The sequence below is a fragment of the Bradyrhizobium sp. DOA9 genome, assembly GCF_000617845.2.
Classification (GTDB): Bacteria; Pseudomonadota; Alphaproteobacteria; order Rhizobiales; family Xanthobacteraceae; genus Bradyrhizobium.
Window position 1 is genome coordinate 4,432,994 of the sequence record NZ_DF820425.1, and the last position, 25,359, is coordinate 4,458,352.

Genomic DNA, 25,359 nt, shown 5'->3' on the forward strand with positions numbered 1-25,359 from the left:
GATCCGCGTCGATGGAAAGGCCGCCGAAACGGTCCGCCTTGACGATCAGGCTTCGGTTTCGATAGGCCGGACCTTACGCCGGCGAAGCTGAACCGAACCCTGACGGCGGTTTCAGATTGGGTTCATCCGGGTGAAATTCTTGTCATCCAAGCCGAAATCGGACGCCGCCCCCTGCGGCAAGGCCTGTGAGGCTGTTCCGGCGGTCGCTTGCCGTCCGGCCAAGCCGCCGATATAAGCCCCGCAACCCGCCAACCACCGCTTTCTTCCCAGGGACAACATCATGGCCATCGAACGCACTTTCTCGATCATCAAGCCCGACGCGACCGAGCGTAACCTGACCGGCGCGGTCAACGCCGTGATCGAGAAGGCGGGCCTGCGCATCGTCGCGCAGAAGCGCATCCGCATGACCAAGGAGCAGGCCGAGACCTTCTATGCCGTCCACAAGGCACGCCCCTTCTTCGGCGAGCTCGTCGCGTTCATGACCTCCGGCCCGGTCGTGGTTCAGGTGCTGGAAGGCGAGGGCGCGATCGCCAAGTACCGCGAAGTGATGGGCGCGACCGATCCGTCCAAGGCGGCCGAGGGCACCGTGCGCAAGCTCTACGCCAAGTCGATCGGCGAAAACTCGGTCCACGGTTCGGATGCGCCGGAGACCGCCGCGATTGAGATCGCGCAATTCTTCTCGGGCAACGAGATCGTCGGCTGATCCAGCCGGCAGGTTAGAGGCGACGGGCGAAAGGACTCATTGTGGACTGGCTCTGGCAGATCTTCGATCCCGCTACGATCGGGACCTTCTTCACCCAGTTCCGCAACGAGATGGCCGCTCCGACGTTCTGGATCGCGGTCGGCAAGATCATCTGGATCAACATCCTGCTCTCCGGCGACAACGCGCTGGTGATCGCACTCGCGTGCCGCGGTCTGTCGCCGCGGCATCGGCTCTGGGGCATGATCTTTGGCGCCGGCGCAGCGGTGATGCTCCGGATCATCTTCACCGGCATCGTCGCCAGCCTGATGGAGCTGCCGTATCTCAAGCTGGTCGGCGGACTTGCGCTGATCGTGATCGCGGCCAAGCTGCTCGTGCCGGAGCACGACGAGGACGACGACGTCGACGCTGCCGCGCATCTGTGGCAGGCGATCCAGATCGTCGTGGTCGCCGACATCGTCATGAGCCTCGACAACGTCATCGCGGTGGCCGCCGCGGCCAATGGCAGCGTGCCGCTCCTGATCCTCGGCCTTGCCATCAGCGTGCCGCTGATCGTCGCCGGCGCGGCGCTGATCATGGCGCTGCTGGAAAAGCTGCCAGTCCTGGTCTGGGCCGGCGCGGCACTGCTCGGCTGGATCGCGGGCGAGGTGATGGCGACCGATCCCGGCGTCGCGCCGCGGCTGCACGCGATGTTCGAGGGGCCGTTCGGTGCCTCGCTCGATGCCATGCTCGGGGTATTCCGCATCCCGTCGCAATTCGGCCATGGCGGGGCAGGCGGCGAGTATTTCTGCGCCGCGCTCGGCGTCGTCGTCGTCCTGGTCGTCGGCAGCATCTGGCGCCGGCGCAGATTGACCGCCGTCGCGCTGGCATCCTCCGAGCGCCACGCCAGGGCCTCGGCGGAATAGGCTGTTCACTCGATCGTGCCGAATTCCGTCACGGGCATCGTCCAATAGACGAGCCTGGTTCCGGCAAATGAAGCCCGCAGCCGATCAAGCAGGCTGCCGGCCGCTGTCTGCGTCAAGATCACCTGTACGGCGGTCTGATCGGCGTGGCCCCTCACGCGTTCGGCAGCCGAGTGTAGTCGCACGTCGGCGCCGTGACCGGCTCCGTGCGATGCGCTGAATCCTGAAACGAGATCGCTCTGTTCAGCGAGATAGTCGAATACCTCGTCGCGGAGCTGATGCGGCACGATCAGCGTGAGACAGAGCGGCTGATCGGTCATTTCGCCACCTTCGATGTTCCGCCATAGCGGCGATACAGGATCGGGAGGAGAATCAGGGTGAGCAGGGTGGAGGACACCAGTCCTCCGATCACGACGATAGCGAGCGGCCGCTGCACTTCCGACCCTGGTCCGGACGCGAACAGCAACGGGATCAGGCCAAGCGCCGTGATGCTCGCGGTCATCAGCACCGGCCGAAGCCTGCGCATGGCCCCCTCGACGACGATACGGTCCTCGGGCAGGCCGTGGGCGCGGAGCTGGTTGAAATAGGACACCAGCACGACGCCGTTGAGGACGGCAATGCCGAGCAGGGCGATGAACCCGACCGAGGCCGGCACCGACAGGTACTCACCGGTCAGCACCAGGGCGAAGACGCCCCCGATCAGGGCAAAGGGGATGTTGACCAGCACCAGCAGCGCCTGCCGGATGGCGCCGAACGTGGTGAAGAGCAGCAGGAAGATGAGACCGATCGCGACGGGCACGACGATCGACAAACGTGCGGCAGCGCGTTGCTGATTTTCGAACTGTCCGCCCCATGTCAGCCGGTAGCCGCTTGGGAGCGGAAGTTCCGTTGCAACCTTCTGGCGGGCCGCTTCGACGAAGCCGACCATGTCGCGACCGCGGACATTGGCGCGGACGACGCTCATCCGTGCGCCGTCCTCGCGGTCGATCTTCAGCGGCCCGTCCACGCGCTGGATGCGCGCGACCTGCGACAGCGCCACATGCCGTCCGGAGGCGAGCGTCAACGGCAGGCTTGCCAACAGCGTCGGTGCCGCCCTGGTCGTCTCACTGCCGCGGACGAGAATCGGTGTGCGGCGGCCTTCCTCGAGCGCGGTCCCGATCGTCCGCCCCTCGATCTGGGTCCGGAGGGAACTGACGACGGCATCCACGGTGAGGCCGAGGCGGCCGGCCTCCATGCGGTTGACCGCGACCGTGTAATACTGGGCGCCTTCGTTCAGGGTGGTGTAGACGTCCTCGGCTCCGTCGATGCTGGACAGGATGGCCGCCAGCCTGGCCGCCGCTTCGTTCAGCCTGGCGATGTCGGAGCCGAAGATCTTGACTGCGACGTCGCCACGCACGCCGCTGATCATCTCCTGTACGCGCATGTCGATGGGCTGGGTGAAGCTGAGTGATATGCCCGGAAAGCCCGTCAGGACCTCGCGGAGCTTCTGCAGCAGCGCGTCGCGATTGTCGGTCTGCCTCTCGGCGGCCGGCTTGAGCACGAGAAACGTGTCGGTCTGGTTGGGCCCCATGGGATCGAGGCCGAGCTCGTCCGACCCGGTCCGTGCGACGATGCCGGCGATATCAGGAACGGCCAGAAGTGCCCTCTGCAGCCTTGCATTGATGGCAAGCGATTCGTCGAGATTGACGGAAGGCAACGTCTCCACGCTGACGATGACGTCGCCTTCGTCCATCGTCGGCATGAAGGTCTTGCCGAGCTTGGTATAGGCGAAGCCCGCGGCGACCAGGCCGATCAAAGCCGCAACCATCACCTTGCGCTCGTTCCTCAAGGCCCAGCCCAATGCGGGCGCGTAGAGCCGCTGCGCCGCACGGACCAGCATCGGATCGCGATGCGAGGCCGACGTCAGCACGTAGGAGGTCATGACCGGCACCACTGTGAGGGCCAGCAGCAGTGAGCCGGCCAGCGCGAAGATGATGGCCAGCGCGACCGGGATGAAGAGCTTCCCCTCCAGTCCCTGCAGCGTCAGCAGCGGCAGGAACACGATGATGATGATGAGGACGCCCGAGGCGACCGGTTCCAGGACTTCGCAAACCGAACGGTACACCAGGTGGACCAGAGGAGCGGCTTTGCCCGGTTCGTGCTTGCCGAGGTTGCCGACGATGTTCTCGACCACCACGACCAGCGCATCGATCAACATCCCGATCGCGATCGCAAGTCCGCCGAGGCTCATCAGGTTGGCCGACATCCCGGCCAGGCGCATGACGATCAGCGCGATGACGATGGCCAGCGGCAGGGTGAGCGCGATCACCAGCGAGGCCCGCCAATTGCCGAGGAAAAGCAGCAGGAGAACGACGACGAGGGCGGTGGCCTCGCCGAGCGCTCGCACGACGGTGCCGACGGCGCGGTTGACCAGGCGGCTGCGATCGTAAAAGACGTTGATGGAGACGCTTTTCGGCAGCGAGGGTTGCAGCTCGGCGAGCCGGGTGCGCACATCGCGAACGAGCTGCCCGGCGTTGGCGCCGCGCAATCCGAGGACGAGCCCCTCGACGGTCTCGCCGCTGCCGTCCGACGTGACGGCGCCATAGCGGGTCAGCGTCCCGACCTTGACGCTCGCGACGTCGCTGACCAGGATCGGCACGCCCTCGCGGGTGTCGACGACGATGGCCTTGATGTCTTCGACCGATCGGATGCTGCCCTCGATCCGGACCAGGGCGCTGTCCTCGCCCTGGTTCACCCGTCCGGCGCCGTCATTGCGGCTGTTGGCCTCGATGGCGCGGCGAAACACCTCGTAGGAAATGCCGCGCGCGGCGAGCGCATCGTTGCGCGGCACGATCTCGAAGGCGCGGACGTAACCGCCGAGCGCATTGACATCGGCAACGCCGGCGACCGTCCGCAGCGCGGGACGGATCACCCAATCGAGCAGGGTCCGGCGCTCGGCGAGCGACAGCTCGGGACTGTCGATCGTGAACATGAACATCTCGCCCAGGGGGCTCGTGATCGGCGCAAGGCCTCCGCTCACTCCGTCGGGGAAGTCGCGCGCGACGTTCGATAACCGCTCCGAGACCTGGTTGCGCGCCCAGTAAATGTCGGTGCCGTCCTCGAAATCCACGGTGATGTCGGCCAGCGCATATTTCGTGGTCGAACGAAGGACCTTCTTGTTCGGCAGTCCGAGCAGTTCGATCTCGACGGGGACCGTGATGCGCTGCTCGACCTCTTCGGGCGTCAGGCCCGGCGCCTTCATGATGATCTTGACCTGGACCGGCGAGACATCGGGAAACGCGTCGATCGGCAGGCCGGGCAGGAGCACGGCGCTGGCGCCGATCAGCAGCAACACGCCCAGCAGCACGAATAGTCGCTGCGAAAGCGCAAACGCGACCAGGTGCCGAAGCATCTATTGCCCCAGGCCCGAGAGAATGCCGCGAAGCGCCGAGACACCGCCGATCGCAATCTCATCCTGATCCGTGATGGCACCGGACACGACGACATGGTCCTGATCTTCGGCAACGAGCTTGACCGGCACGAGCCGGAAGCCATCAGGGACGGCAACGAACACCGACGTCTGCTCGCCGCGCCGCACCAGTCCATTGTAGGGAATCTCCCAAGCGCTTTCGCCGGCGGATAGAAAGCCGATGCGGGCGGCGGCGGCCTGTCCGGGATGCAGCTCCCCGTCGTTCGGGATCTCCGCGCGAACCAGGATGGTCTGGGTGGCGGCGTCGATGGTCTCGGAGACCAGCACGACCTTGCCGGGCGTGGAATAACCCTCGATTTCGACCCTCGCTCCGGCGCGGATCGCACGAATATTGGCTGCAGGAACCGCGATTTCCGCCCATAGCGGCGAGAGCCGCGCGAGCTTGACGAGCGGCGCAGATTGTTCGAGCCGCTGCCCCGGCGATACCGCGACCTCGACCACGGATGCCGTCTGCTGTGCGTTGACCGTGAGCGTGGCGCTGATCGCCGCGTCCTGTGCCAGCCGGGCAATGGCCTCGTCGGACATCCCGCTCAGATGCAGCATCTGACGCCGCTCGGCGACCACGAGGGAGGCCTGGCGGGCTTCCGCTTGGCTCGTCTCCAGCACGCGCTGAGGCACCGCCTTGCCCTCGAACAGATCGATATTCCGCTTCAGCTGCTGACTGGCGAGCAGCTCCTGTGCGATCGCGTGCAGGTAGTCGCGTTGTTGGGAGACGAAACTGGGGCTCTCCAGCATCACGAGCGGCTGGCCGGCCGAGATGCGATCGCCGCGTCCAACGAGGAGAGTGGCCACCATGCCGGCCACCGGCGCGCTGACGACCCACAATTGCTGCGTGGGGATGACGATCTGGATGGGGTAGGGCAGCGTCAGGTCGGTTCGGATCGGGAGCGGGTGAGTCACGCGCACACCGAGATTGCGCGCCTGCGCATCGCTCAGCTTCACCTCGTTCTCGGCCATGGATACGGAAGGTAACAAGCCGAGTGCGGCGGCGAGCAATGCGCGAACGAATCTGCCCCCTGTCGAGGTGAGAAGGAGAGTACTGCGAAGGATTCGCATCAGGGATGGTCCACACCCAGGGGCGGGCGAAGCCCGGCCCGATTGCAGGTTTCGACTACTCCACCAGCGTGTTGGCGGGTTGATTTGCCTCAAGCGGGCGAGCCATCGCGGAAGGCTGCCTGCCGTTCGTGCAGCGCTTCGGTCGCTCACGATGCACGCTTCCTGCCGGTGATCATCGCCTTCACCAGGTTTTCGCGGTGCTCGAAGCTCGCCACCAGGACGCCAAGCACATGGACGACGATGAGGCCGATCGTGAAGCTGGCGAACGCCTCATGCACCTCCTCGACCCATTTTGCTCCCCAGAAGCTGTCGGTCGTCATCATATAACCGGTGGTGCAGGTCCCGATCAGCATGACGATCAGCGCCACGACCATCGCACCGCCCGCCGGGTTGTGGCCGAGATAACGTGGCGCCCTCAGCAGCGCCACGTCGCGCATATAGACGAGCACGGCGCGCGGCGAGCGCACGAACTCGCTGAAGCGCGCATGGCGCGGCCCTGCGATGCCCCACAAAATCCGTAACGTCAGCAATCCGGCAATGGTGTAGCCGGCAGCGATATGGACGTTCTCGATCTCGTCGCCCGTCGCATAAGCGAGCAGAAACAGCCCGGCCAGCGACCAATGGAACACGCGCACGAAGGGGTCCCAGACCTTGACCGAAGCCGACGGCTTATCGCCGCCGGCCGAGATCGCGTCGTGAATGGCGCTCATGGTGCAGCCCCTTACAGCTGACCGATGATCTTGCCGCTGGTCGGGTCAACGAACAACTCGACCCGGTTGCCGGACTTGTCGATCGTATAAAGTTCGCCGCAGGCATTCTTGAGCTTGGCTTTCTGGACCTTGTAGCCTTGAGCTTCGATCTTGGCCTGCAGTTGCTCGAGCGGCAGCCAGCTTGTCTGGGGCGCCGCAGTGCAGGGCCGCCCGAGGCTGCCGGCATGAGCGGTCGCGGCGGCTGCAAGTAAGGCAACGGCGGCGGTGAAGATGGTGGTCTTGCGCATGGTTTTCTCCGCTGTGTCGCGCCCGGCCGCGTCATGCGGCGAGGCGATGTGCGGACTTTGGCAGAAGAGCCCTGACCGGCGCCTGTTGATCCACGTCAGCAACTTGTCAGGTTGATTGAGGCATTCTCTGTCGATGCGATCCTCTGGCTTTCTGGACTTCCTCACGATGCCATTGCTGGCAGGCGTCCTGCTTGCAGCGGCGCCTGCGGCTGCAGGCGACCGCGATCGAGCACCGCCCGACGCGGTTCGCCGTGCGGTCGAAGCGGGCGAGATCAAGTCACTCGCCGACATTCTCGCATCGCTTAGTGGCAAGCTGCCGGGGCAGGTTGCCGGGGTCGAGATCGAGCGCGTGCGTGGCCGCTGGATTTACGAGTTTCGCATCGTTGGCGACAGGGGTCGGCTCTTCGAGGCCTATGTCGATGCGCGCAGCGGTGAGATCGAACGCATCAAGGAGAAGTGATGCGCCTGCTGCTTGTGGAGGACGACCGCCGGATCGCGGCCGATGTGGAGAGCGCGCTCCAAGCGGCGGGCTATGTGGTCGAGACCGTGCGCAACGGCGAGGAGGCCTGGTTCCGCGGCGACACCGAGGATTATGGCGCGATCGTCCTCGATCTCGGCTTGCCCGGCATGGACGGCTTGGCGGTTCTCAAGCGCTGGCGTGCGAACGGACGGTCCATGCCGGTGCTGATCTTGACCGCGCGCGGCAGCTGGGCCGAGCGCGTCGATGGAATCGACGCGGGCGGCGACGACTACCTGCCCAAGCCGTTCCGCATGGAGGAGTTGCTGGCACGGTTGCGCTCGATCGTACGCCGCTCGGCGGGCCACGCTTCGCCGCGGATCGTGGCAGGCGCCGTCGAACTGGACGAGCGCCAGATGAAGGTGACCCTGCGCGGCGTACCGGTCGCGCTGTCGCCGCTGGAATACCGCCTGATCGCCTTTCTCCTGCATCATCGCGGCCGCGTGGTGTCGCAGCAGGAGCTCGATGAGAACGTCTATGGCCACGGCGAGGACCACGAGTCGAATGCGCTCGAGGTGCTGGTCGGCCGGGTGCGCAAGAAGCTGGGCGCCGATCTGATCGAGACCAGGCGCGGCTTCGGCTATCTGGTACCGGACGCGACGCCGTGAGCTGGGGCTCGTTGCGGCTGAGGCTGGTGGCCGGCGGAGCGGTGGCCATCCTGATTGCGCTGACCATTGCCGGCGTCGGGCTGACGTTGCTGTTCGAACGTCACGTCTCGCGAACCGTCGGCGATGAGCTCGATGTCTACCTCAAGCAACTGGTGGCGGGCATCGACACCGATGCGCAGGGCAAGCTGGTGGTGGGACGGCCGCCGGCCGACCCGCGTTTTGCCGATCCGCTTTCGGGCCTGTATTGGCAGGTGTCGGACGACGGCGGCCAAGTGCTGCGTTCACGGTCATTGTGGGATACTGCGTTGGACCTGCCGCAGGATCAGCCATCGCCAGGCGAAATGCACCGTCACGTCATCCTTGGTCCGGCGAACGCTCGGCTCCTGGTCAGTGAACGTCGCGTGCTGCTCACGATAGGCGACCGCCGTGCGCCGGTGCGCGTCGCGGTGGCGGCCGATCTCGCCCGCATATCGGCTGCCGCCTCGTACTTCGCCAGGGATCTGGCGCTGGCGCTCGGCGTGCTGGGCTTGGTGCTGGCGGCAGCCACCTCGATCCAGGTCGGATTGGGCTTACGGCCGCTCGACGCACTTCGCCGCGGTGTCGCGGACGTTCGCTCTGGGCGGCGTAAGTATCTCCCCGTCGACGTCCCAACCGAGGTGAAGCCTCTGGTGGAAGAGGTCAACAGCCTGATCGACGCCCAGGAGCGAGAGATCGACCGTTCGCGCAGCCGCGCCGCTGACTTGGCGCATGGGCTGAAGACGCCGCTCGCCGCACTCGCGGCCGATGCCGCGCTTTTGCGCCAACGGGGTGAGCAGGACGTCGCCAAGGCCATCGAATCCGTCGGCGAGGCAATGAGCCGTCACGTGGATCGCGAGTTGGCGCGTGCCCGGGCGCGGGGGACGGCACGACAGCGCGGCGGTCTCCCCACGCCGCTCAGACCGCTGGTCGAGTCCCTGATGCTGACGCTGGCGCGCACCCCTGCTGCACGGGGGCTCTACTTCAAGACTTGCATCATCGGCGAGCCGAGCGTGCCGCTCGATCGCACGGACCTGGCCGAAGTGCTGGGTAATCTCCTAGAGAACGCCACCCGTCACGCCAGGAGCCAGGTACGCATTGGCGCGGATGCCTGCGCGAATCCGGCGATCACGATCGAGGACGACGGCCCGGGCATCGCGGCCGCCGAACGTGCCCGCGTGCTCGAACGCGGCGCCAGGCTGGATGAGCGCGGCGAAGGGGCTGGCCTCGGCCTCGCGATCGTTCAGGACGTGCTCAGTGTCTATGGATGGCAGCTTGTCCTGGCCGAGTCCGAACTCGGCGGATTGAAAGCCATCGTCGCGCCAGAGGGCGGCCGCCATCGGATGGCTGCAGCTGCTCGATGATCCGAGCCGCCGCTTGACCAGAGGCCAGTGAGTTGACGTGCATCAAGCGCGGCTTGTCTGCACGGTATATTTTGAGGCGCTGACATCGGCCAAAGCGGTCGGTCGCGATTCGTCAGGAGCAAAGGCGTGAACTTGAGCAAACTCACTTGCATGCTGCTGAGCGCCGCCATTGCCTCGCTCGCGTTTGTGCAATCAGCGTTTTCCCATAGCGGCACGGCGCAAGATCCCTGGAGTCCCGCGTATCTCGACATGCTCCCGGCGGAAATTCGCGCGGACGTACGGAAGTGGGACGCTGCCTGCGGAGGCTCGATCGCTGCCGCTCAACGCTTTGCTCTTTATCTGACCGCGGCGGGGACCGAGTTCGTCGCGTTGCATTTCGACGATTTTCGCTGCCGCAGTGCCGCCACTCTCTGCAATTCCGCCGGCTGCCTGCACCAGGTGTATGTTGCGGCAGGCGGCCGGTATCGTCGGGTGCTCGCCGTGCACGCCCATGATGTGCGCCTGTCGTCTTCCAACAATCAGGCCTTTGTCGAACTCATGGGCGTGAATGGAAGCAGCCGGATATTGCGCTGGAACGGAAGCCGCTTCGTCGCCAAGTAAATTTTGGTAGTAGCTCCTGGCTGCGCAGCACTGCTCGCGTGGCGCTCGCCGGTTACCGCCGGACGATCGATCCCGAGCGGCCGATCAGGCGCGCGAGCTGACGGAAGCGGCTGCCGACGCGGTCGGCGACGAGGTCGCCGAGCCGGTGCTCGAACACCAGCATCAATTTGCGGCCCTGGCTGCGGAAATGCGTGGCCGGCAACACACCCGGACGCGCCGCCGAGATCAGATGCGCGACGCGGAACGCAGCACCGAGCAGGCGCGCGCGTTCGAGCTGGGCCGGCGTCAGCAGCTCCTGCATGGTGACCGGCGGCTGGTTTTCCTCGCTGAGGCCGGCATAGCGATAGAACACCGACAGGCCGACGAAGGCGCGTTCGGTGTGGGTGATCGCGCCGAAATTGCCGTTGACGACAAGGCTGAGCGTCTGCTCGCCGCGATGGTCGGGATGCACGCGCCAGCCGATGTCGGAGAGCAGGCACGCGGTGTGGCGGAGGCGGCGGTCCTCTTCCGTCTCGCGCAGCTTGACGACGCGCACCAGCCGGTCGGTCCAGGCGATCAGCTCGCGGGCGTGCTTGGCCGAACGTGACAGCAGCTGGTTCAGCTCTTCCGCGGCGCAGATCAGCCCGTCCTTGTTGCGCTCGGTCTCCGGCAGTTTCTCGTGCAGCAGGCCCTCGCGGACGCCGAAGGTCGAGAACACGATGTTCTTGGGTTTCGCGACGCGGATGATGTGCTCGAGCACCAGCGCCGCATAGGTGAGGAGAGGGCGCCGCGCGTCGGCGACGATCTCGATGTCGGCGAGCATCTCGGCGGCGGCGAGGCGCCGCAGGCGGCGCGAGAAGTCGAGCGCTTCGGCAGCCGGAATGGAATAGCCGTGCATCACCTGGAGCGGATAGCCGCTCTGGATGATGTGGATGCGCGCGAGCGCGCGCCAGGTGCCGCCGACGGCGTAGAAGGTGCGGCCGCGGCCCGCGGTCAGTTGCGGCACCTCGTCGATCTCCTCGCGCACGATGCGATCGGCGCGTTTGAGCGATTTGTGGGCGAGGTCCTGCAGCGCGAGGCCGCCGAGCGGCAATGTCACGCCGCTGCGAACGGCGTTCCTGCGCACGTCGATCAGCTCGAGCGAGCCGCCGCCGAGGTCGCCGACGATGCCGTCGGGGAGGTGGATGCCGGAGATCACGCCGAGCGCGGACAGCCGCGCCTCGCGCGGGCCGGACAGAATCTCGATCTTGACCGCGCAGATCCGCTCGGCCTTGGCGATAAAGTCGGGACCATTGGAGGCGTCGCGGCACGCCGCGGTCGCGATCGCGAACACGCGCCCGACCTGCATCACCCGGCACAGCGCCCGAAACCGTTTCAGCGAGGTCAGCGCCTTGTCGACGGCGTCGGGCGCAAGCAGGCCCGTGCTCTGCACCTCGCGCCCGAGGCCGCACAGCGTCTTCTCGTTGAAGATCGGGATGAGGCTGCGCGCCAGCGCCTCGTAGACGACGAGACGAACCGAGTTGGAGCCGATGTCGATAACCGCGACGCTCGAGCCGCGCTTGCGCGGCCGCTTCACGGCGCAAATCCCCGATCAGGATTGATGGCGTTCGTTCCGGCGCGTGAGACGACGCGGCGAGGATTCCTTGAGCGACTTTCCACGGCCAGACAGACTCGGATTCGTCATGAAGTAGTTGTGGACGTTGAAAGGCTCCTCGCCCTTCGCGGTCTTCATACGCGTTGAAGACCCATCCGGCAACAATTGCCAGCTCTGCTCGTTGTCCTTCAGGTTCGCGACCATGATCTGTTCGAGAACCTGCTGATGCACCGTCGGATTTTGCAGCGGACACAATACCTCGACGCGGCGGTCGAGGTTGCGCGGCATCATGTCGGCGGAGGAGATATACACAGCCGCTTTCGCGCTCGGCAGGCCCTGGCCCATGCCGAAGCAGTAGATTCGGCCATGCTCCAGGAAGCGGCCGATGATCGACTTGACCCGGATGTTCTCCGACAGGCCGGGAATGCCCGGCCTGAGGCAGCAGATACCGCGTACCACGAGCTCGACCTGGACGCCGGCCTGGGACGCCTCGTAGAGCGCATCGATGATGTCGGGGTCGACCAGCGCGTTCATCTTCATCCAGACCGCGCCCGGACGGCCATGCCGCGCATGCGCGGTCTCGCCCTGGATGTGCTCGATGATGCGCTTGCGCAGCGTCAGCGGCGACACCGCCATCTTTTCCAGATCGCTCGGCGCGGCATAACCGGTGATGAAATTGAACACGCGCGCGGCATCGCGGCCGATCGTCGGGTCCGAGGTGAAGTAGGACAGGTCGGTGTAGATGCGCGCGGTGACCGGGTGATAATTGCCGGTGCCGGTATGGACGTAGGTCGTCAGGCTGCCGCCCTCGCGGCGCACCACCATCGAAAGCTTCGCGTGTGTCTTCAGTTCGAGGAAGCCGTAGACCACCTGCACGCCGGCGCGTTCGAGATCGCGCGCCCAGCGGATGTTGGCTTCTTCGTCGAACCGCGCTTTCAGCTCGATCAGCGCGGTGACTGATTTGCCGGCTTCGGCGGCTTCCGCCAGCGCGCGCACGATCGGTGAGTTGTTGGAGGTGCGGTAGAGCGTCTGCTTGATCGCGACGACGTCGGGGTCGCGCGTTGCTTGCTGCAGGAACTGCACCACGACGTCGAAGGATTCGTAGGGATGGTGGACGATCAGGTCCTTCTGCCGGATCGCGGCGAAGATGTCGCCGCCATGCTCGCGCACGCGCTCGGGATGACGCGGCACGTAAGGGGTGAATTCGAGGTCGGGCCGGTCGAGGCGGGTGAGCTGCGAGAGCTCGTTCATCGCCTGCACGCCGTCGACCAGGAACACCTCGTCGTCGGCGGCCGAGAGCGCGTGCTGCACGAAGCTGCGCAGCTCCTCCGGCATCTTGGCGTCGATCTCGAGCCGGATCACCGATCCGCGGCGGCGGCGCTTCAGCGCGGTCTCGAACAGGCGGACGAGGTCTTCGGCCTCTTCCTCGATTTCGAGCTCGGAGTCCCGGATGATCCGGAAGGCGCCCTGGCCGTGCAGATTGTAGCCGGGGAACAGGCGGTTGATGAACAGGGCGGTGGCCTGCTCCAGCGAGATCAGGCGCACGGTGCCCTCCGCCGGCAGGCGGATGAAGCGGTCGATCTTGCCGGGCATGCGGATCAGCGCGTTCATCTGCCGGCCGTCGGCGGCGCGCGTGAGCTGCAGCGCGATGGTGAAGCCGAGGCTCGGAATAAACGGGAAGGGGTGAGCCGGATCGATCGCGAGCGGCGTCAGCAGCGGGAACACGTTGTGGAGGAAGTAGTCCTCGATCCAGGTCCGTTCCGCCTTGGTGACGTCCTTGCCGTCCACCAGCACGATACCGACGCCGGCCAGGGTGAGGCGGAGGTCGCGCCAGATCGCCTGCTGGTCGGACGCGAGCTGGGACACGGTGCGGTTGATCAGCGCGAGCTGCTCCGACGGCGTCAGGCCGTCGGGCGCGCGCTCGGCAATGCCCTCGCGCACCTGGGCCTTGATGCCGGCGACGCGGACCATGAAGAACTCGTCAAGGTTATTCGCCGAAATCGACAGGAAGCGCACGCGCTCCAGCACGGGATGGCTGGGGTTGACTGATTCCTCCAGGACGCGGCGGTTGAAATGCAGCCAGGACAGCTCGCGGTTGATGAACCGCTCGGGGCTGGACGCGATCGCCGGAAGGCCCTCGGCTTCCGGGGCTTTCTCTTTTGTTTCAACAGCTTGCGCAGAGTCCATCAGAAGTCGGTCCATCCAGTTCACCCCAATTGCGACTTACGCGCAAAATCGGCGGGAGCATGTGTTAGAGCGATGACGTTTCGATGACATTGATGTTCCGCGGCCGCGCCGCGTCAAGCGGGGCGTCAGGGGCCTCGCGAGCCGGTCAGGGGTCCCGGAGCAGCTCGGCGGCCAGCGCCCGGGTGACGGGACGGCCGAGCCGCAGGGCTTCGCTGTCGAGCAGCTCGACCGCCCGCCGGGCGGCGGCCGAGGACCGTTCCAGGCGCGTGGCGAGGTAGCCGACCACGCTCTCATCCACAGTGAGCTGGCGGTCCGCGCAGAACTTGACGATGAGGCCGCGGAACAGCTGGTCGTCGGGCGGCAGCAGCGTGACCACCGGAACGGCGCGCAGGCGCGAGCGCAGGTCGCGCAGCTCGATCTGAAGCGCGGCCGGCGCCTCGCGCCCGGTGAACAGGACGTAGGCGCCGTCTTCGCGGGCGAGATTCATCAGGTGAAACAGGGCTCGCTCGTCCAATTTTCCAGCCTTCAGGTCCTCAACCACCAGCGCGCCGGTGGCGAGCGCGCCCGGAACGCTTGCCGCGGTCAGTGCATCGGCGCTGGTCGAGCGCGCGCCGGCCTCTTCCGCCCAGATCGCCGCAAGATGGCTCTTGCCGCTTCCCTCCGGACCGGTCAGCCACATGATTCGGTTCGGCCATTCCGGCCAGCTGTCGATCAGGCCGAGACCGGCCGCGTTGGCGGGGCCTTCGAGAAAGTTGTCCCGGCTGAGGCTCTCCGCATGCGGAAGTGCGAACGCCAATTGTCGGGGATGAACGCGGCCTGCCACGCTTGCTTTGCTCCATGCCGGGGCGCCGGCCCGTCCGAAGAGAGATTTGATCGAGTGGAGATGGCCTTTGCGAGGCCGCTTCCACTCTCATTTGGCCTCTATCGTGCTACTTGGCCTCTATCGTGCTCATGTGCCGCAGCCACTCGACGAGATAGAGCGACACGGAGGAGAGCGTGAAGACCGTGACGAGGCCCATCAGGATGATATCATAAGGCGCGGGCTTGAAGCCGAAGGCAAGCGCCGCCAGCACCAAAGCTGCGAACGCGACTTGTGCAACCGTGTTGAGCTTGGACACTTTCGACGGCTTCATCTCGACCGGCCGGTCGAACAGCCAGGACACGATCACGGCGGCGACGATCATGATGTCGCGCGAGACCACCAGAATCACGATCCAGCGCGGGATCGCGCCCCAGATGCCGAGCGCCATGTAGATCGAGACCAGCAGCGCCTTGTCGGCGAGCGGGTCGAGCAGGGCGCCGAGCTCGCTCGTCATGTTGAAGCGCTTGGCCAGGAAGCCATCCACGGCATCGCTGATGCCGGCGATCAGGAAGACGGCGAACGCCACCTCCATTTGGCTCGACACGATGGCCCAGACGATGATCGGGACCAGCATGATGCGGCCCAGGGTAATAATGTTCGGAATACTCACGCAGCGCTTCCCGGCACCGGTTCTGACCTCAAATCCGGCCCGTTGCAGGCTGAACCGGTTGATATGTCTACATAGTATAGCGAGGAGCGCCATGCGAGCCATTGCGCGTCCCCGGAATTCGACGTAACCAGCCGCAAACCCACTGGAAATCGGGCATGACCGACCGCAAAAACGGCCTCACCTACGCCGATTCAGGCGTCGATATCGACGCGGGCAACCGCCTGGTCGACCTGATCAAGCCGATGGTGCGCGCCACCGCGCGGCCGGGCGCCGATGCCGAGATCGGCGGATTCGGCGGCCTGTTCGACCTCAAGGCGGCCGGCTTCAAGGATCCGGTCCTGGTGGCTGCGACCGACGGCGTCGGCACCAAGGTCAAGATCGCGATCGAGACCGGCCTGCATGGCGGCATCGGCATCGACCTCGTCGCCATGAGCGTCAACGACCTCGTGGTGCAGGGCGCCGAGCCGCTGTTTTTCCTGGATTATTTTGCCTGCGGCAAGCTCGACCCCGAGGCCACCGCCGCGATCGTCGCCGGCGTTGCAGAAGGATGCCGCGAATCCGGCTGCGCGCTGATCGGCGGGGAGACCGCCGAGATGCCCGGCCTCTACAAGGACGGCGACTACGACCTCGGCGGCTTCGCCGTCGGCGCCGCCGAGCGCGGTACGTTGTTGCCGCGCAAGGACATCGCCGCGGGCGACGCCGTGATCGGTCTCGCTTCGTCCGGCGTGCATTCCAACGGCTTCTCGCTGGTCCGCAAGATCGTGGAGCAGTCGGGCCTCGGCTTCGAGGCGCAGGCGCCGTTCGCGCCGGTGATGACGCTCGGCGGCGCGCTGCTGACGCCGACCAGGCTCTACGTCAAATCCTGCCTGCGCGCGATCCGCGAGACCGGCGCGGTGAAGGGGCTCGCCCACATCACCGGCGGCGGCTTCACCGACAACATCCCGCGCGTCCTGCCCAAGCACCTCGGCGTCGGCATCGACCTCGCCCGCCTGCCGGTGCTGCCGGTGTTCAAATGGCTGGCGGCGCAGGCCGGCATCGCCGAGCTCGAGATGCTGCGCACTTTCAATTGCGGTATCGGCATGATCGCGATCGTCGAGCCCGACAAGGTCGACAAGGTGATCGAGGTCTTCACCGAGGCCGGCGAGACCGTGGCGCAGCTCGGCACCGTCATTCCCGCCGAAGGCGAGCACCGCGTCGTTTATAACGGCCACCTCGACATGGCCTTGTAATGACTGGCGCTGTGATGAAGCGCCGCGTCGCCATCCTGATTTCCGGGCGCGGCTCCAACATGGCCGCGCTGATCAGGGCCGCCGCCGCCGCGGATTTCCCGGCGGAGATCTCGCTCGTCATCTCCAACAAGCCCGATGCGCCCGGACTCGAACGTGCCCGGGCGAGCGGTGTGACCACCGAGGTGATCGAGAGCAAGCCGTTCGGCAAGGACCGCGCCGGATTCGAGAAGGTGCTGCAGGCCGCGCTCGACAAGCACGGAATCGAGCTGATCTGTCTCGGCGGCTTCATGCGCCTGTTCACGGCCGAGTTCACCAGGGCCTGGTACGGGCGCATGCTCAACATCCATCCCTCGCTGCTGCCCTCGTTCCCAGGCCTCGACCCGCACGGCCAGGCGCTGCGCGCCGGCGTCAAGCTGTCCGGCGCGACGGTGCATTTCGTCATCCCCGAGACCGATGCCGGCCCGATCGTGATGCAGGGCGCGGTTCCCGTCAGCGACCACGACACGGGCGATACGCTGTCCGAGCGCATCCTCGAGGTCGAGCACCGCATCTATCCCGAGGCGCTGAGGCTGCTGGCGACCGGCAAGGTTCGGATCGAGGGCGATGTGTGCAGGACGGCGGGCAGCGCAGCGTCGGAGAATTTTCTGGTGGCGCCGGTGGTCGGCTGAGCAGCCGCTCCGCGCCGTCATTGCAAGGAGCCCTTGCGACGAAGCAATCCAGAATCGCTCAGCGGAAAGATTCTGGATTGCTTCGCTTCGCTCGCAATGACGGAATATGTGGCGCGAGCGGGCCGAACCATGAATCTACGCGCATCGGGCGAGCCCGCGAACAAAATCCCCCGGCAGAGCCGGGGGCAACGTCATGATCGCCCGCAGGCCGCGAGAGACATCAGGAAACCTTGAGGTTCTCCGCGGATGATTTGCCGCGGTTCTCCACGAGGTCGAATTCAACCACCTGGTTTTCGTTGAGGGTGGAAAGTCCGGCACGCTCGACCGCGGAGATGTGGACGAACACGTCCTTGTCGCCGCCGTTCGGCTTGATGAACCCATAGCCCTTGGTCGGGTTGAACCATTTGACGGTGCCCTTTTGCGGCATCGCTCGTCTCCTCCACTGGATACAAAAAAGACGCGGCCGCTTTTTCGCGTGCCACGCCACAAACGGGCTTCCGGAAGTCTGTTCGAGTCTTGAGGCGCAATGTCGCAAAACGCACAGCAAACGGCCAATTCCGATTGTGACCGATATTGCAACATGAAAATCGCCGGCTAGCAAGCCGCGCGCGGATTTCAAGACCTGGCCGGCTGCCTTCAAGCGCAATTTGCGACCTGTGGCAGCGGAACCACAATCGGTGCAATAGCCTTCGCCGTCATGCGCCAACCCGTTGACCCCTCGTGGTAGTTCGGCACAAATCGCCGCAAGCGCCGCAGACCGTGTTGCATTTTTGCGCGCCGCCACTTCGCTTTCGGGATTCATCGTCATGCGCTGCGCCGCGCAGCTCTCCGGGACACGGCAGACGATCGGGCTGGACCGCGTCCGCCGGATCGCCGCTGCGCTTGCGATGGCGTTTGCGCTGGTCGTGACGATGGCGGCCGTGAGCCCCAGCTTCGCGCAAAGCCCGACGCCGACGCCCACCCCGACACCCACGCCGTCACCGACCCCGATTCCTTCCCCGACCTCGACCAATCAAAATCAGTCAGCCGGCAACAGCATGCTCAATTTCGGCTCGGGTTTCCTGGAGCGGCTCGGCAATCAGGCATCCGGCGGCGTCAACCGGGCGTTCCGCACCAATCCGGACGGCGGCGGCGCCTCGGCGGCTGCGGAAGATCCGCGCTACCGCACCTGGATCGAAGGCTACGGCCTCTCGGTCCGCACCGATGCGCAAGGCGACTTCGTCGGCGACAAGCGCAAGACCTTTGGCGGCGTCGCCGGCTTCGGCGCGCGGCTCGCACCCGGCGTCAATATCGGATTCTCCGTCGACCACAGCCACACTGACATCGACGTGCCGCTGGCGCTGCAATCCGCAACGCTCGACCTGACCCAGCTCGGCTTCAGCGGCTCGGTGGACAAGGGTCCGTGGACCTGGGCCTTTGCGGTGGTGCACGGTTTCGGCAAGGTCCATTCCAGCCGCGACACCGGCCTCGGCTTTGCGACCGCGGGCTATCGCGCCGCCGTCGACGGCGGGCTGACCGAGATCAGCTATTACTGGACCAAGGACCAGATGCGCATCGTGCCCAAGGGCGCGCTGGAATATGTGCGCGCCACCAGCGCCGCGTTCCAGGAGACCGGAGGACTGGATCCGCTCAACGTCGGCTCGTCAGCGCTGTCGCGCGCGCGCATCATGATCGGGGCCGAGATCGGCCGCTACTTCATCATCGACCAGAAGATCCTGGACCTCTCGGCCTACGGCAAGCTCGTCGACAATTTCCACCAGGACCTGGGATCCATCCAGGTCAGCCTGGGCGCCCAGAACATCATCGTCCCCGGCATCGGCGAGAGCCGTTACGGCGCGGATGCCGGGGCCTCGGCTTCGCTCAGCCTGACCAACGTGGCGCGGCTTTACGTCAATTACGACGGCAAGTTCCGCAACGAGCTCACCTCGCACCAGGGCACGCTCGGCTTCGAGTACAAATGGTGAGGCGAGGCTCGCCCGCGTTCAGGTCGGCGCCGTCGCCACATAGCCCGTCAAGCCGAAGCCCTCGCGCGCCGCGGTCATCATCGGCACCAGTGCGTTCGGATGGATGAACTCGTCGCGGAAGCAGGGATAGGTCCTGGCATCGAAGATCTTCTTCAGCCAGTCGACCACGATCTTGTGCCGCTCGGAGCTGCGGAACTCCTTGTGATAGGTGAGCCAGAGATCGGCGTGGTGGCTGACGCCGAGATCGACGGCAACGAGCGGCGCGCCGAGCGCGATCGACACCGTCGGCAGGAAGCCGATGCCGGCGCCGCGCTCAACCGCATAGAGCACGCCGACCGACGAATTTGTCTTGATCCCGACGATGCCTTCCAGCGATTGCAATCCGAGCACGCGGGCATAGGCGCCGTCGTCGACCTGCGGCGCGCTCTGCTTGATGATGCGGTGGTTGTTCAATTCGGCGAGCGTTGCCGGCACGCCGTAGAGGCTTTCATACTCCTTGGAGACGAAGGGATAGATGTGGAGGCGGCCGAGCTTGGCGACGATCAGGTCCGGATTGGTCGGCGGCTCGAGCTGGATTGCGATATCGGATTCGAGCCGCGCGACGTCGGCCTGCTCCATCGCGCAGCGCAGATCGACGGTGATCTTGCGATAGGTCTTCTGGAAGTCGATCAGCCGCGGCAGGATCCAGAAATTGCCGGGGCCTTCCGTCACCGCGACGCGCACGGTGCCCGAGGTGTCGCTCGACGACCGCGCGGCGCGGCGGAAGACGTTGAAGGCGTGACGCTCCATATGCGTGACGTCGGCGATCATCGCGGTGCCTTCATCGCTGAGCGTCAGCCCGCTCTGGTCGCGCAGGAACAGCTTGCAGCCGATGCTCTCCTCGAGCCGGTCGATGCGGCGCATCAGCGTGGTCGAGGTGAGGCCGAGCTCTTCGGCGGCATTGCGAAAACTTTTATATTTTGCGCATGCTAAAAACAGCTTCAAATCATCCCAGGACGCGCCCAGGGCTTCTTCACGGTGCTGCATCATCGCAGCACCCCGGTGCAATAACTGGTGCATACTCCTGATCCCCAACCGCTAAGCTCATCGTCATAGCGGGGCATGAAAGCCTCGAACGATAGAGGCGCGACATGAGTATGGAAAGGGGCACGTTTGCCGCAAGGCATGATTTCGATGCCTTGCCGCTGAGCCCGGACGTCGACGTCCGTTGTGCGCAATTTTCCGAAATTGGAGCGCTTTCGGAGATGGCGCACCGGCTGGTGCCGGGCGTGCAGATCGGGACGGCGGAGCTTGCCAAATATTACGTCTTCGATCCCCAGAGCATCCTGACATTCAGCCGCAAAGGCAAGCTCGTCGGCGGCATGGCCTTCCTGTTTCTCAATGACCGCGGACATGACGCGCTGCTGCTCGACGAGATTTGCCTCACCGCGCCCGAGACGCGTTATCTCGCATCGGCGGACGAAGACGTCGCTGCAATCTACATCTGGGCGATCGCGGCGACGGGCCGCGGCATCGCCGGTCTCGGCAAGGCCGCGGCTCATCTGCGGCAGATAAGGTTTCGCGGCGCGGATTGCTATGCGCAGCCGTCAACGGTGGCCGGACGCGACATCATGAAGGCGACGGGCTTTGCACCCGTCCCGAGCTTCCAACCCGACCTCTGGTGCTACGAGCGGCCCTGGCATCGGCGGCCGATGCAGATGCCGGGTGCGATCATTCAATCAAGGAGCTTTGCAGATGCACGGTACTAGAATTCCTGTCGCCAAGCCCTGTTCCCGCGCCATCACCATCCGCCTCGCGCGCGACCCGAGCGATCTCATGCTGGTGACCGCCATCCGCTCGGCGGTCTATCTGGCCGAGCAGGATTGTCCGTTCGAGGAGGAGTTCGACGGCAACGACATGGTCGCAGCGCATTTCATCGGCTTCGTCGGCAACGAGCCTGCGGGCTGCCTGCGGGTGCGCTTCTTCGGCGATTTCGCCAAGGTGGAGCGGCTTGCGGTGCGTCACCAATATCGGCGCTCGCGCGTCTCGTTCAAGCTGGTGCAGGCCAGCGTCGATTATGTGAAGCGCAAGGGCTTTCGCAAGATCTACGGCCAGGCGCAGGACCGGCTGGTCGATTTCTGGGCCCATTTCGGTGCCAAGCCGCTCGGTCACAACCGCAAGATCACCTTCTCCGATTTCTCCTACACGGAGATGCTGCTGGAGATCGAGCCGGGCCCGGACGCCATCACGCTGGACAGCGATCCCTATGTGATCATCCGTCCCGAGGGCGATTGGGACCGCCCTGGCGTGCTCGATGCCTCGGCGGGGCGGTCGGTGACCTCACCGCTGCGGGATCTCGCGCTCGCCGACCGCTGAAATTGGTGCAGCTACGCGCAACAAGATGCTGTCTTCCATGCACGATGATCCGCCGATCCTGGTCTGTGCGGATCTTCAGGTCGAGTACCTGACCCCCGGCCGCCGCCACGTCATAAGCGAAGGCGATGCGACGACGGCGCGCTGCCTGGAACTCCTGACGCTGTGGCGCAGCAATCTATGGCCGGTGATGCATCTGAAGCGCATCGCGCAGGCGGCCTGGTTCAATCCGTCATCCAGGCTGACCGATTGGATCGCGGAGGCCAGGCCCCGGCCGGGCGAGATGACGTTCGAGCACCCGCTGCCGTCCGCCTACAGTTCGTCGCGCTTTGTCGGCCACATGTCCGCCATCGGCGCCATGCGCTGCATTCTGGTCGGCTTTTCCCTGGACGAGACCATCCTGGCCACCGCCGTCGAGGGGTTTCACCGCAGTCATCGCTACCATGTGATCAATGACGCCGTGGCCTGCCGGCAGCCAGGCGCGGACGATGCTGCTGCCTACCGGCATGCGGTAGTGAATGTCATCGCGAATTTTGCTACAATCCAGTCCAGCGCCGAACTGATCAGAACCAGCGGCGCCGTCGCGGTGTAGGCGGCCGCGGCCGGTCGATGGGGTTGAGAATTGTCGCGGGGAGACGAGCTCAAGGAGCTGGCAAGCGATCTGTCACGTGCCGCCGAGACGGCGCGCAGGCTTGGGCTGCCCACGACGGTCTACTTGCTCTCGATGGCGCAGGTGGAGGTGAGGGAAGCCGTTGCCGCCACCGACGAGGGGGACGACGACGGCGCGGCGTGAGGGCTGCGCGGTCGGCTTCTGCGATCCGCGGGTGCCGTCATGTGCGGCTTTGTGCATCGCTGCTGAGCGCTTGCCGCCGACGAATTGGCGTTGCAAGTTTTGCGTCATGGCAATAGCCAAGGACTCGAGACGAGTACTTGCCATCGAGTGATGACGCCGGCTGAGCCGGCGGCGTGACGCTTCCAGGGATCTTCGCAAATGTCCATGCTGCCCAATTCGCAAGAGGCCCGGGATGTGGCCTATCAGCTCCATCCCTACACCAACGCCCGCACGCATCAGCAGGCCGGTCCTCTGGTGATCGAGCGCGGCGAGGGGCCTTACGTCTTCGACGCATCGGGCAAGCGCTATTTCGAGGCGATGGCGGGCCTGTGGAGCGTCGGGCTCGGCTTCAACGAGAAGCGGCTGGTCGAGGCGGCGTACAAGCAGATGCAGGCGCTGCCATTCTACCACACCTTCTCCGCCAAGTCGCACGGTCCCTCGATCGACCTCGCCGAGAAGCTGGTCGCGCTCGCGCCGGTGCCCATGAGCAAGGTGTTCTTCACCAATTCCGGCTCGGAAGCCAACGACACCGTGTTGAAGCTGATCGCCTATCGCTCCAACGCGCTCGGCCAGCCCCAGCGCAAGAAGGTGATCAGCCGCCTGCGTGCCTATCACGGCGTCACCATTGCATCGGCGAGCCTCACGGGCCTGCCGAACAACCACCGCTCGTTCGACCTGCCGCTGCCGAACATCCTGCATACGGGCTCGCCGCACTTCTACAAGGACGGTGCTCCAGGCGAGAGCGAGGAAGCCTTCGCCACGCGCCGGGCCGAGGAGCTCGACGCCCTGATCCAGAAGGAAGGGCCGGATACGATCGCGGCCTTCTTCGGCGAGCCGGTGATGGGAGCGGGCGGCGTCGTCGTGCCGCCGGCGACGTATTGGGACAAGATCCAGAAGGTGCTGAAGAAGTACGACATCCTCCTGGTCGCTGACGAGGTGATCTGCGGCTTCGGCCGCACCGGCAAGATGTTCGGCTGCGAGACCTACGGCATCAAGCCGGACGCGATCGTCGTCTCCAAGCAGATCACCTCGAGCTATTTTCCGCTCTCCGCGATCATCATGAACGATCGCATGTTCGAGCCGATCGCGGACGAGAGCAACAAGATCGGCGTGCTCGGCCACGGCTTCACCGCCGGAGGCCATCCGGTCGGCTCGGCCATTGCGCTCGAGAACCTCAAGATCATCGAGGAGCGCGGCCTGGTCGCGCATGCCGCCGAGCTCGGCGCCTACATGCAGGGCCGCCTGCGTGAGCTGGCGAGCCACCCGCTGGTCGGCGAGGTCCGCGGCGTCGGCATGATCGCCGCGCTCGAGCTCGTGATCGACAAGAGCCGCAAGACCGCGGCCGCGACGCCCGGCGCCGTCGGCGGCATCGCCAGCCGCATGCTCCAGGAGCGCGGCGTGATCTCGCGCAACATGCTCGATGCCATCGCCATCTGCCCGCCGCTGATCACGACCAAGGCCCAGATCGACGAGCTGGTCGCGGCGATCTCCGGCGTGCTGAATGACATGAAGAGCGAAGTGGCCAAGCTGACGCCGGCGTAAGGGCACGCTGTCGCGTCAAATTCATTGCGAGCGAAGCGAAGCAATCCAGAATCCCTCCTCGGAAACGGTCTGGATTGCTTCGTCGCAAGAGCTCCTCGCAATGACGATGGAGAGAGCGACAAAGCCTACGCCCGCTGCACCCCGATCACGCGCCCCTTCTCGATCGCCAGCGCCAGCTCGCCGCGCTTGAGCTTCAGCGCGGCGTCGCCGAACAACTCGCGGCGCCAGCCGCGCAGGGCGGGCACGTCGGCTTCATCGTCGGCGGCGATCTCTTCGAGATCGTCGACGGTCGCGATCACCTTGCTTGCGACCGCGTGGCGCTCGGCGGTCATCCGCAACAGCACCTTCAACAGCTCGACGATGGCGGCGCCGTTGGAATTGTTGCGCGGCTTCTCCAGCTTGGGCAGCTTGGTGAAGTCCCGCGCCAGCCCGCGCTCGACCGCGGCGATGATGTCGGCGCCCCATTTGGATTTCTCGAACCCCTTCGGCACCGAGCGCAGGTGCGCGAGCTTCTCCAGCGTGGTCGGCGCGTGGGTCGCGATGTCGGTGACGGCTTCGTCGCGCAGCACGCGGCCGCGCGGCACGTCGCGGCTCTGCGCCTCCTGCTCGCGCCAGGCCGCGACCTCCATCAGCACCGCGAGGTCCTTGGGCTTGCGGACCCGCGTCTTGAGCCGCTCCCAGGCGCGTTCGGGATGGAAGTCATAGGTACGGGGCGAGGTCAGGACCTCCATCTCGATGGAGACCCATTCGCTGCGGCGGCGCTTCTTCAGGTCGGCGTCCAGCGCGGCGAACACGTCGCGCAGATGGGTGACGTCGGACACCGCGTAATGCATCTGCTCCTTGGTCAGCGGCCGGCGCGACCAGTCGGTGAAGCGGTGGGTCTTGTCCGGGCGGTGGCCGGTGACCTTCTCGACCAGCGCGTCATAGGCGATGCTGTCGCCGTAGCCGAGCACCATCGCGGCCACCTGGGTGTCGAATACCGGATGCGGGATGATGCCCGCCTGGTGCCAGATGATCTCGATATCCTGCCGCGCGGCGTGAAACACCTTGAGCACGGCCTCGTTGCCCATCAGCTCGAAGAACGGCTTGAGGTCGATTCCCTCGGCCAGGGTGTCGATCACCACGGCCTCCTCGGCGCTGGCCATCTGCACCACGCATAGCAGCGGGTAATAAGTGGTCTCGCGCAGGAACTCGGTATCGACTGTAATGACGGGGTGCTTGGCCAGCCGGCTGCAGGCAGCCGCGAGGTCAGCGGTGGTGGTAATCAAATCCATGAACGGCCCATGACACTTGATATCAGCCGTTCTGCCGA

The 25,359-nt window shown here is 65.5% G+C and carries 26 protein-coding genes; 14 read left to right on the forward strand and 12 right to left on the reverse strand.

Going from position 1 to position 25,359, the window contains the following annotated elements:
* Positions 1-280: 280 nt before the first annotated feature.
* Complete coding sequence (gene ndk, locus BDOA9_RS20610) at positions 281-703, forward strand: nucleoside-diphosphate kinase (RefSeq protein WP_025035862.1); 423 nt, start codon at positions 281-283, stop codon at positions 701-703.
* 41 nt (positions 704-744) lie between these two features.
* Positions 745-1,605 carry a TerC family protein gene (locus BDOA9_RS20615; RefSeq protein ID WP_025035863.1) on the forward strand — a complete coding sequence of 287 codons (861 nt, stop codon included), beginning with the start codon at positions 745-747 and terminating at the stop codon, positions 1,603-1,605.
* Positions 1,606-1,610: 5 nt separating this feature from the next.
* Here BDOA9_RS20615 and BDOA9_RS20620 read toward each other — a convergent pair whose 3' ends face one another.
* The 5 genes from BDOA9_RS20620 to BDOA9_RS20640 form a co-directional block, all read right to left on the reverse strand.
* Entirely contained in the window at positions 1,611-1,922 is a 312-nt protein-coding gene (locus BDOA9_RS20620; protein ID WP_025035864.1) for a DUF3240 family protein, read from the reverse strand.
* Positions 1,919-4,993 (reverse strand): efflux RND transporter permease subunit, encoded by a 3,075-nt coding sequence (locus BDOA9_RS20625; RefSeq protein ID WP_025035865.1) that lies wholly within the window; start codon positions 4,991-4,993, stop codon positions 1,919-1,921. Before BDOA9_RS20625 ends, BDOA9_RS20620 begins: the two co-directional genes overlap by 4 nt.
* Positions 4,994-6,028, reverse strand: a complete 1,035-nt coding sequence (locus tag BDOA9_RS20630; protein WP_244521502.1) for an efflux RND transporter periplasmic adaptor subunit — start codon at positions 6,026-6,028, stop codon at positions 4,994-4,996.
* Between the two features lie 245 nt (positions 6,029-6,273).
* Positions 6,274-6,837: a cytochrome b/b6 domain-containing protein gene (locus BDOA9_RS20635; RefSeq protein WP_025035867.1), complete on the reverse strand. Its 564-nt coding sequence runs from the start codon at positions 6,835-6,837 to the stop codon at positions 6,274-6,276.
* A gap of 11 nt (positions 6,838-6,848) precedes the next feature.
* Positions 6,849-7,124, reverse strand: a complete 276-nt coding sequence (locus tag BDOA9_RS20640; RefSeq protein WP_025035868.1) for a PepSY domain-containing protein — start codon at positions 7,122-7,124, stop codon at positions 6,849-6,851.
* Between the two features lie 166 nt (positions 7,125-7,290).
* Between BDOA9_RS20640 and BDOA9_RS20645 the strand changes: the two genes are divergently transcribed.
* The 4 genes from BDOA9_RS20645 (at position 7,291) to BDOA9_RS20660 (ending at position 10,228) form a co-directional block, all read left to right on the forward strand.
* Complete coding sequence (locus tag BDOA9_RS20645; protein ID WP_042336619.1) at positions 7,291-7,584, forward strand: PepSY domain-containing protein; 294 nt, start codon at positions 7,291-7,293, stop codon at positions 7,582-7,584.
* Positions 7,584-8,249, forward strand: a complete 666-nt coding sequence (locus BDOA9_RS20650; RefSeq protein WP_025035870.1) for a response regulator transcription factor — start codon at positions 7,584-7,586, stop codon at positions 8,247-8,249. Before BDOA9_RS20645 ends, BDOA9_RS20650 begins: the two co-directional genes overlap by 1 nt.
* The gene (locus BDOA9_RS20655) at positions 8,246-9,628 is read left to right on the forward strand and encodes a sensor histidine kinase (RefSeq protein ID WP_025035871.1); all 1,383 of its coding nucleotides are present in this window, start codon (positions 8,246-8,248) and stop codon (positions 9,626-9,628) included. The genes BDOA9_RS20650 and BDOA9_RS20655 overlap by 4 nt, the downstream gene beginning before the upstream one ends.
* 126 nt (positions 9,629-9,754) lie before the next feature.
* A complete protein-coding gene (locus BDOA9_RS20660; RefSeq protein ID WP_210183841.1) occupies positions 9,755-10,228 on the forward strand; it encodes a hypothetical protein in 474 nt (157 codons plus the stop codon).
* A 52-nt stretch (positions 10,229-10,280) separates the two neighbouring features.
* On the opposite strand, the gene ppx is transcribed toward BDOA9_RS20660, so the two are convergent.
* The 4 genes from ppx to BDOA9_RS20680 form a co-directional block, all read right to left on the reverse strand.
* On the reverse strand, positions 10,281-11,783 hold the full coding sequence (gene ppx, locus BDOA9_RS20665) for an exopolyphosphatase (protein ID WP_025035873.1): 1,503 nt from the start codon (positions 11,781-11,783) through the stop codon (positions 10,281-10,283).
* A gap of 15 nt (positions 11,784-11,798) precedes the next feature.
* Entirely contained in the window at positions 11,799-13,988 is a 2,190-nt protein-coding gene (locus BDOA9_RS20670) for an RNA degradosome polyphosphate kinase (RefSeq protein WP_025035874.1), read from the reverse strand.
* A gap of 145 nt (positions 13,989-14,133) precedes the next feature.
* A complete protein-coding gene (locus tag BDOA9_RS20675) occupies positions 14,134-14,811 on the reverse strand; it encodes a DnaA ATPase domain-containing protein (RefSeq protein WP_025035875.1) in 678 nt (225 codons plus the stop codon).
* Between the two features lie 106 nt (positions 14,812-14,917).
* Complete coding sequence (locus BDOA9_RS20680; RefSeq protein WP_025035876.1) at positions 14,918-15,460, reverse strand: CDP-alcohol phosphatidyltransferase family protein; 543 nt, start codon at positions 15,458-15,460, stop codon at positions 14,918-14,920.
* A gap of 155 nt (positions 15,461-15,615) precedes the next feature.
* Here BDOA9_RS20680 and purM point away from each other — a divergent pair, with 155 nt between their 5' ends.
* Both purM and purN read left to right on the forward strand, forming a co-directional pair.
* Positions 15,616-16,689, forward strand: coding sequence for a phosphoribosylformylglycinamidine cyclo-ligase (gene purM, locus BDOA9_RS20685; RefSeq protein ID WP_025035877.1), 1,074 nt, complete (start codon positions 15,616-15,618; stop codon positions 16,687-16,689).
* Between the two features lie 14 nt (positions 16,690-16,703).
* Complete coding sequence (gene purN / locus BDOA9_RS20690; protein WP_025035878.1) at positions 16,704-17,357, forward strand: phosphoribosylglycinamide formyltransferase; 654 nt, start codon at positions 16,704-16,706, stop codon at positions 17,355-17,357.
* 220 nt (positions 17,358-17,577) lie between these two features.
* Here the strand turns inward: purN and BDOA9_RS20695 are convergent, their stop codons facing one another.
* The gene (locus BDOA9_RS20695; protein WP_024338088.1) at positions 17,578-17,784 is read right to left on the reverse strand and encodes a cold-shock protein; all 207 of its coding nucleotides are present in this window, start codon (positions 17,782-17,784) and stop codon (positions 17,578-17,580) included.
* Between the two features lie 379 nt (positions 17,785-18,163).
* Between BDOA9_RS20695 and BDOA9_RS20700 the strand changes: the two genes are divergently transcribed.
* Entirely contained in the window at positions 18,164-19,321 is a 1,158-nt protein-coding gene (locus BDOA9_RS20700; RefSeq protein ID WP_025035879.1) for an autotransporter outer membrane beta-barrel domain-containing protein, read from the forward strand.
* Positions 19,322-19,339: 18 nt separating this feature from the next.
* On the opposite strand, the gene BDOA9_RS20705 is transcribed toward BDOA9_RS20700, so the two are convergent.
* Entirely contained in the window at positions 19,340-20,380 is a 1,041-nt protein-coding gene (locus BDOA9_RS20705; protein ID WP_025035880.1) for a LysR family transcriptional regulator, read from the reverse strand.
* A 71-nt stretch (positions 20,381-20,451) separates the two neighbouring features.
* Between BDOA9_RS20705 and BDOA9_RS20710 the strand changes: the two genes are divergently transcribed.
* The 5 genes from BDOA9_RS20710 (at position 20,452) to BDOA9_RS20725 (ending at position 24,047) form a co-directional block, all read left to right on the forward strand.
* Complete coding sequence (locus BDOA9_RS20710; RefSeq protein WP_025035881.1) at positions 20,452-21,069, forward strand: hypothetical protein; 618 nt, start codon at positions 20,452-20,454, stop codon at positions 21,067-21,069.
* Complete coding sequence (locus BDOA9_RS20715; RefSeq protein ID WP_025035882.1) at positions 21,056-21,676, forward strand: GNAT family N-acetyltransferase; 621 nt, start codon at positions 21,056-21,058, stop codon at positions 21,674-21,676. The genes BDOA9_RS20710 and BDOA9_RS20715 overlap by 14 nt, the downstream gene beginning before the upstream one ends.
* Before the next feature lie 25 nt (positions 21,677-21,701).
* Entirely contained in the window at positions 21,702-22,265 is a 564-nt protein-coding gene (locus tag BDOA9_RS20720) for an isochorismatase family protein (protein WP_025035883.1), read from the forward strand.
* A gap of 30 nt (positions 22,266-22,295) precedes the next feature.
* Positions 22,296-22,466 (forward strand): hypothetical protein, encoded by a 171-nt coding sequence (locus tag BDOA9_RS38915; protein WP_192859589.1) that lies wholly within the window; start codon positions 22,296-22,298, stop codon positions 22,464-22,466.
* A 198-nt stretch (positions 22,467-22,664) separates the two neighbouring features.
* Positions 22,665-24,047, forward strand: coding sequence for an aspartate aminotransferase family protein (locus tag BDOA9_RS20725; RefSeq protein ID WP_025035884.1), 1,383 nt, complete (start codon positions 22,665-22,667; stop codon positions 24,045-24,047).
* A gap of 125 nt (positions 24,048-24,172) precedes the next feature.
* Here BDOA9_RS20725 and rnd read toward each other — a convergent pair whose 3' ends face one another.
* On the reverse strand, positions 24,173-25,321 hold the full coding sequence (gene rnd / locus BDOA9_RS20730) for a ribonuclease D (protein ID WP_025035885.1): 1,149 nt from the start codon (positions 25,319-25,321) through the stop codon (positions 24,173-24,175).
* Between the last annotated feature and the right edge of the window lie 38 nt (positions 25,322-25,359).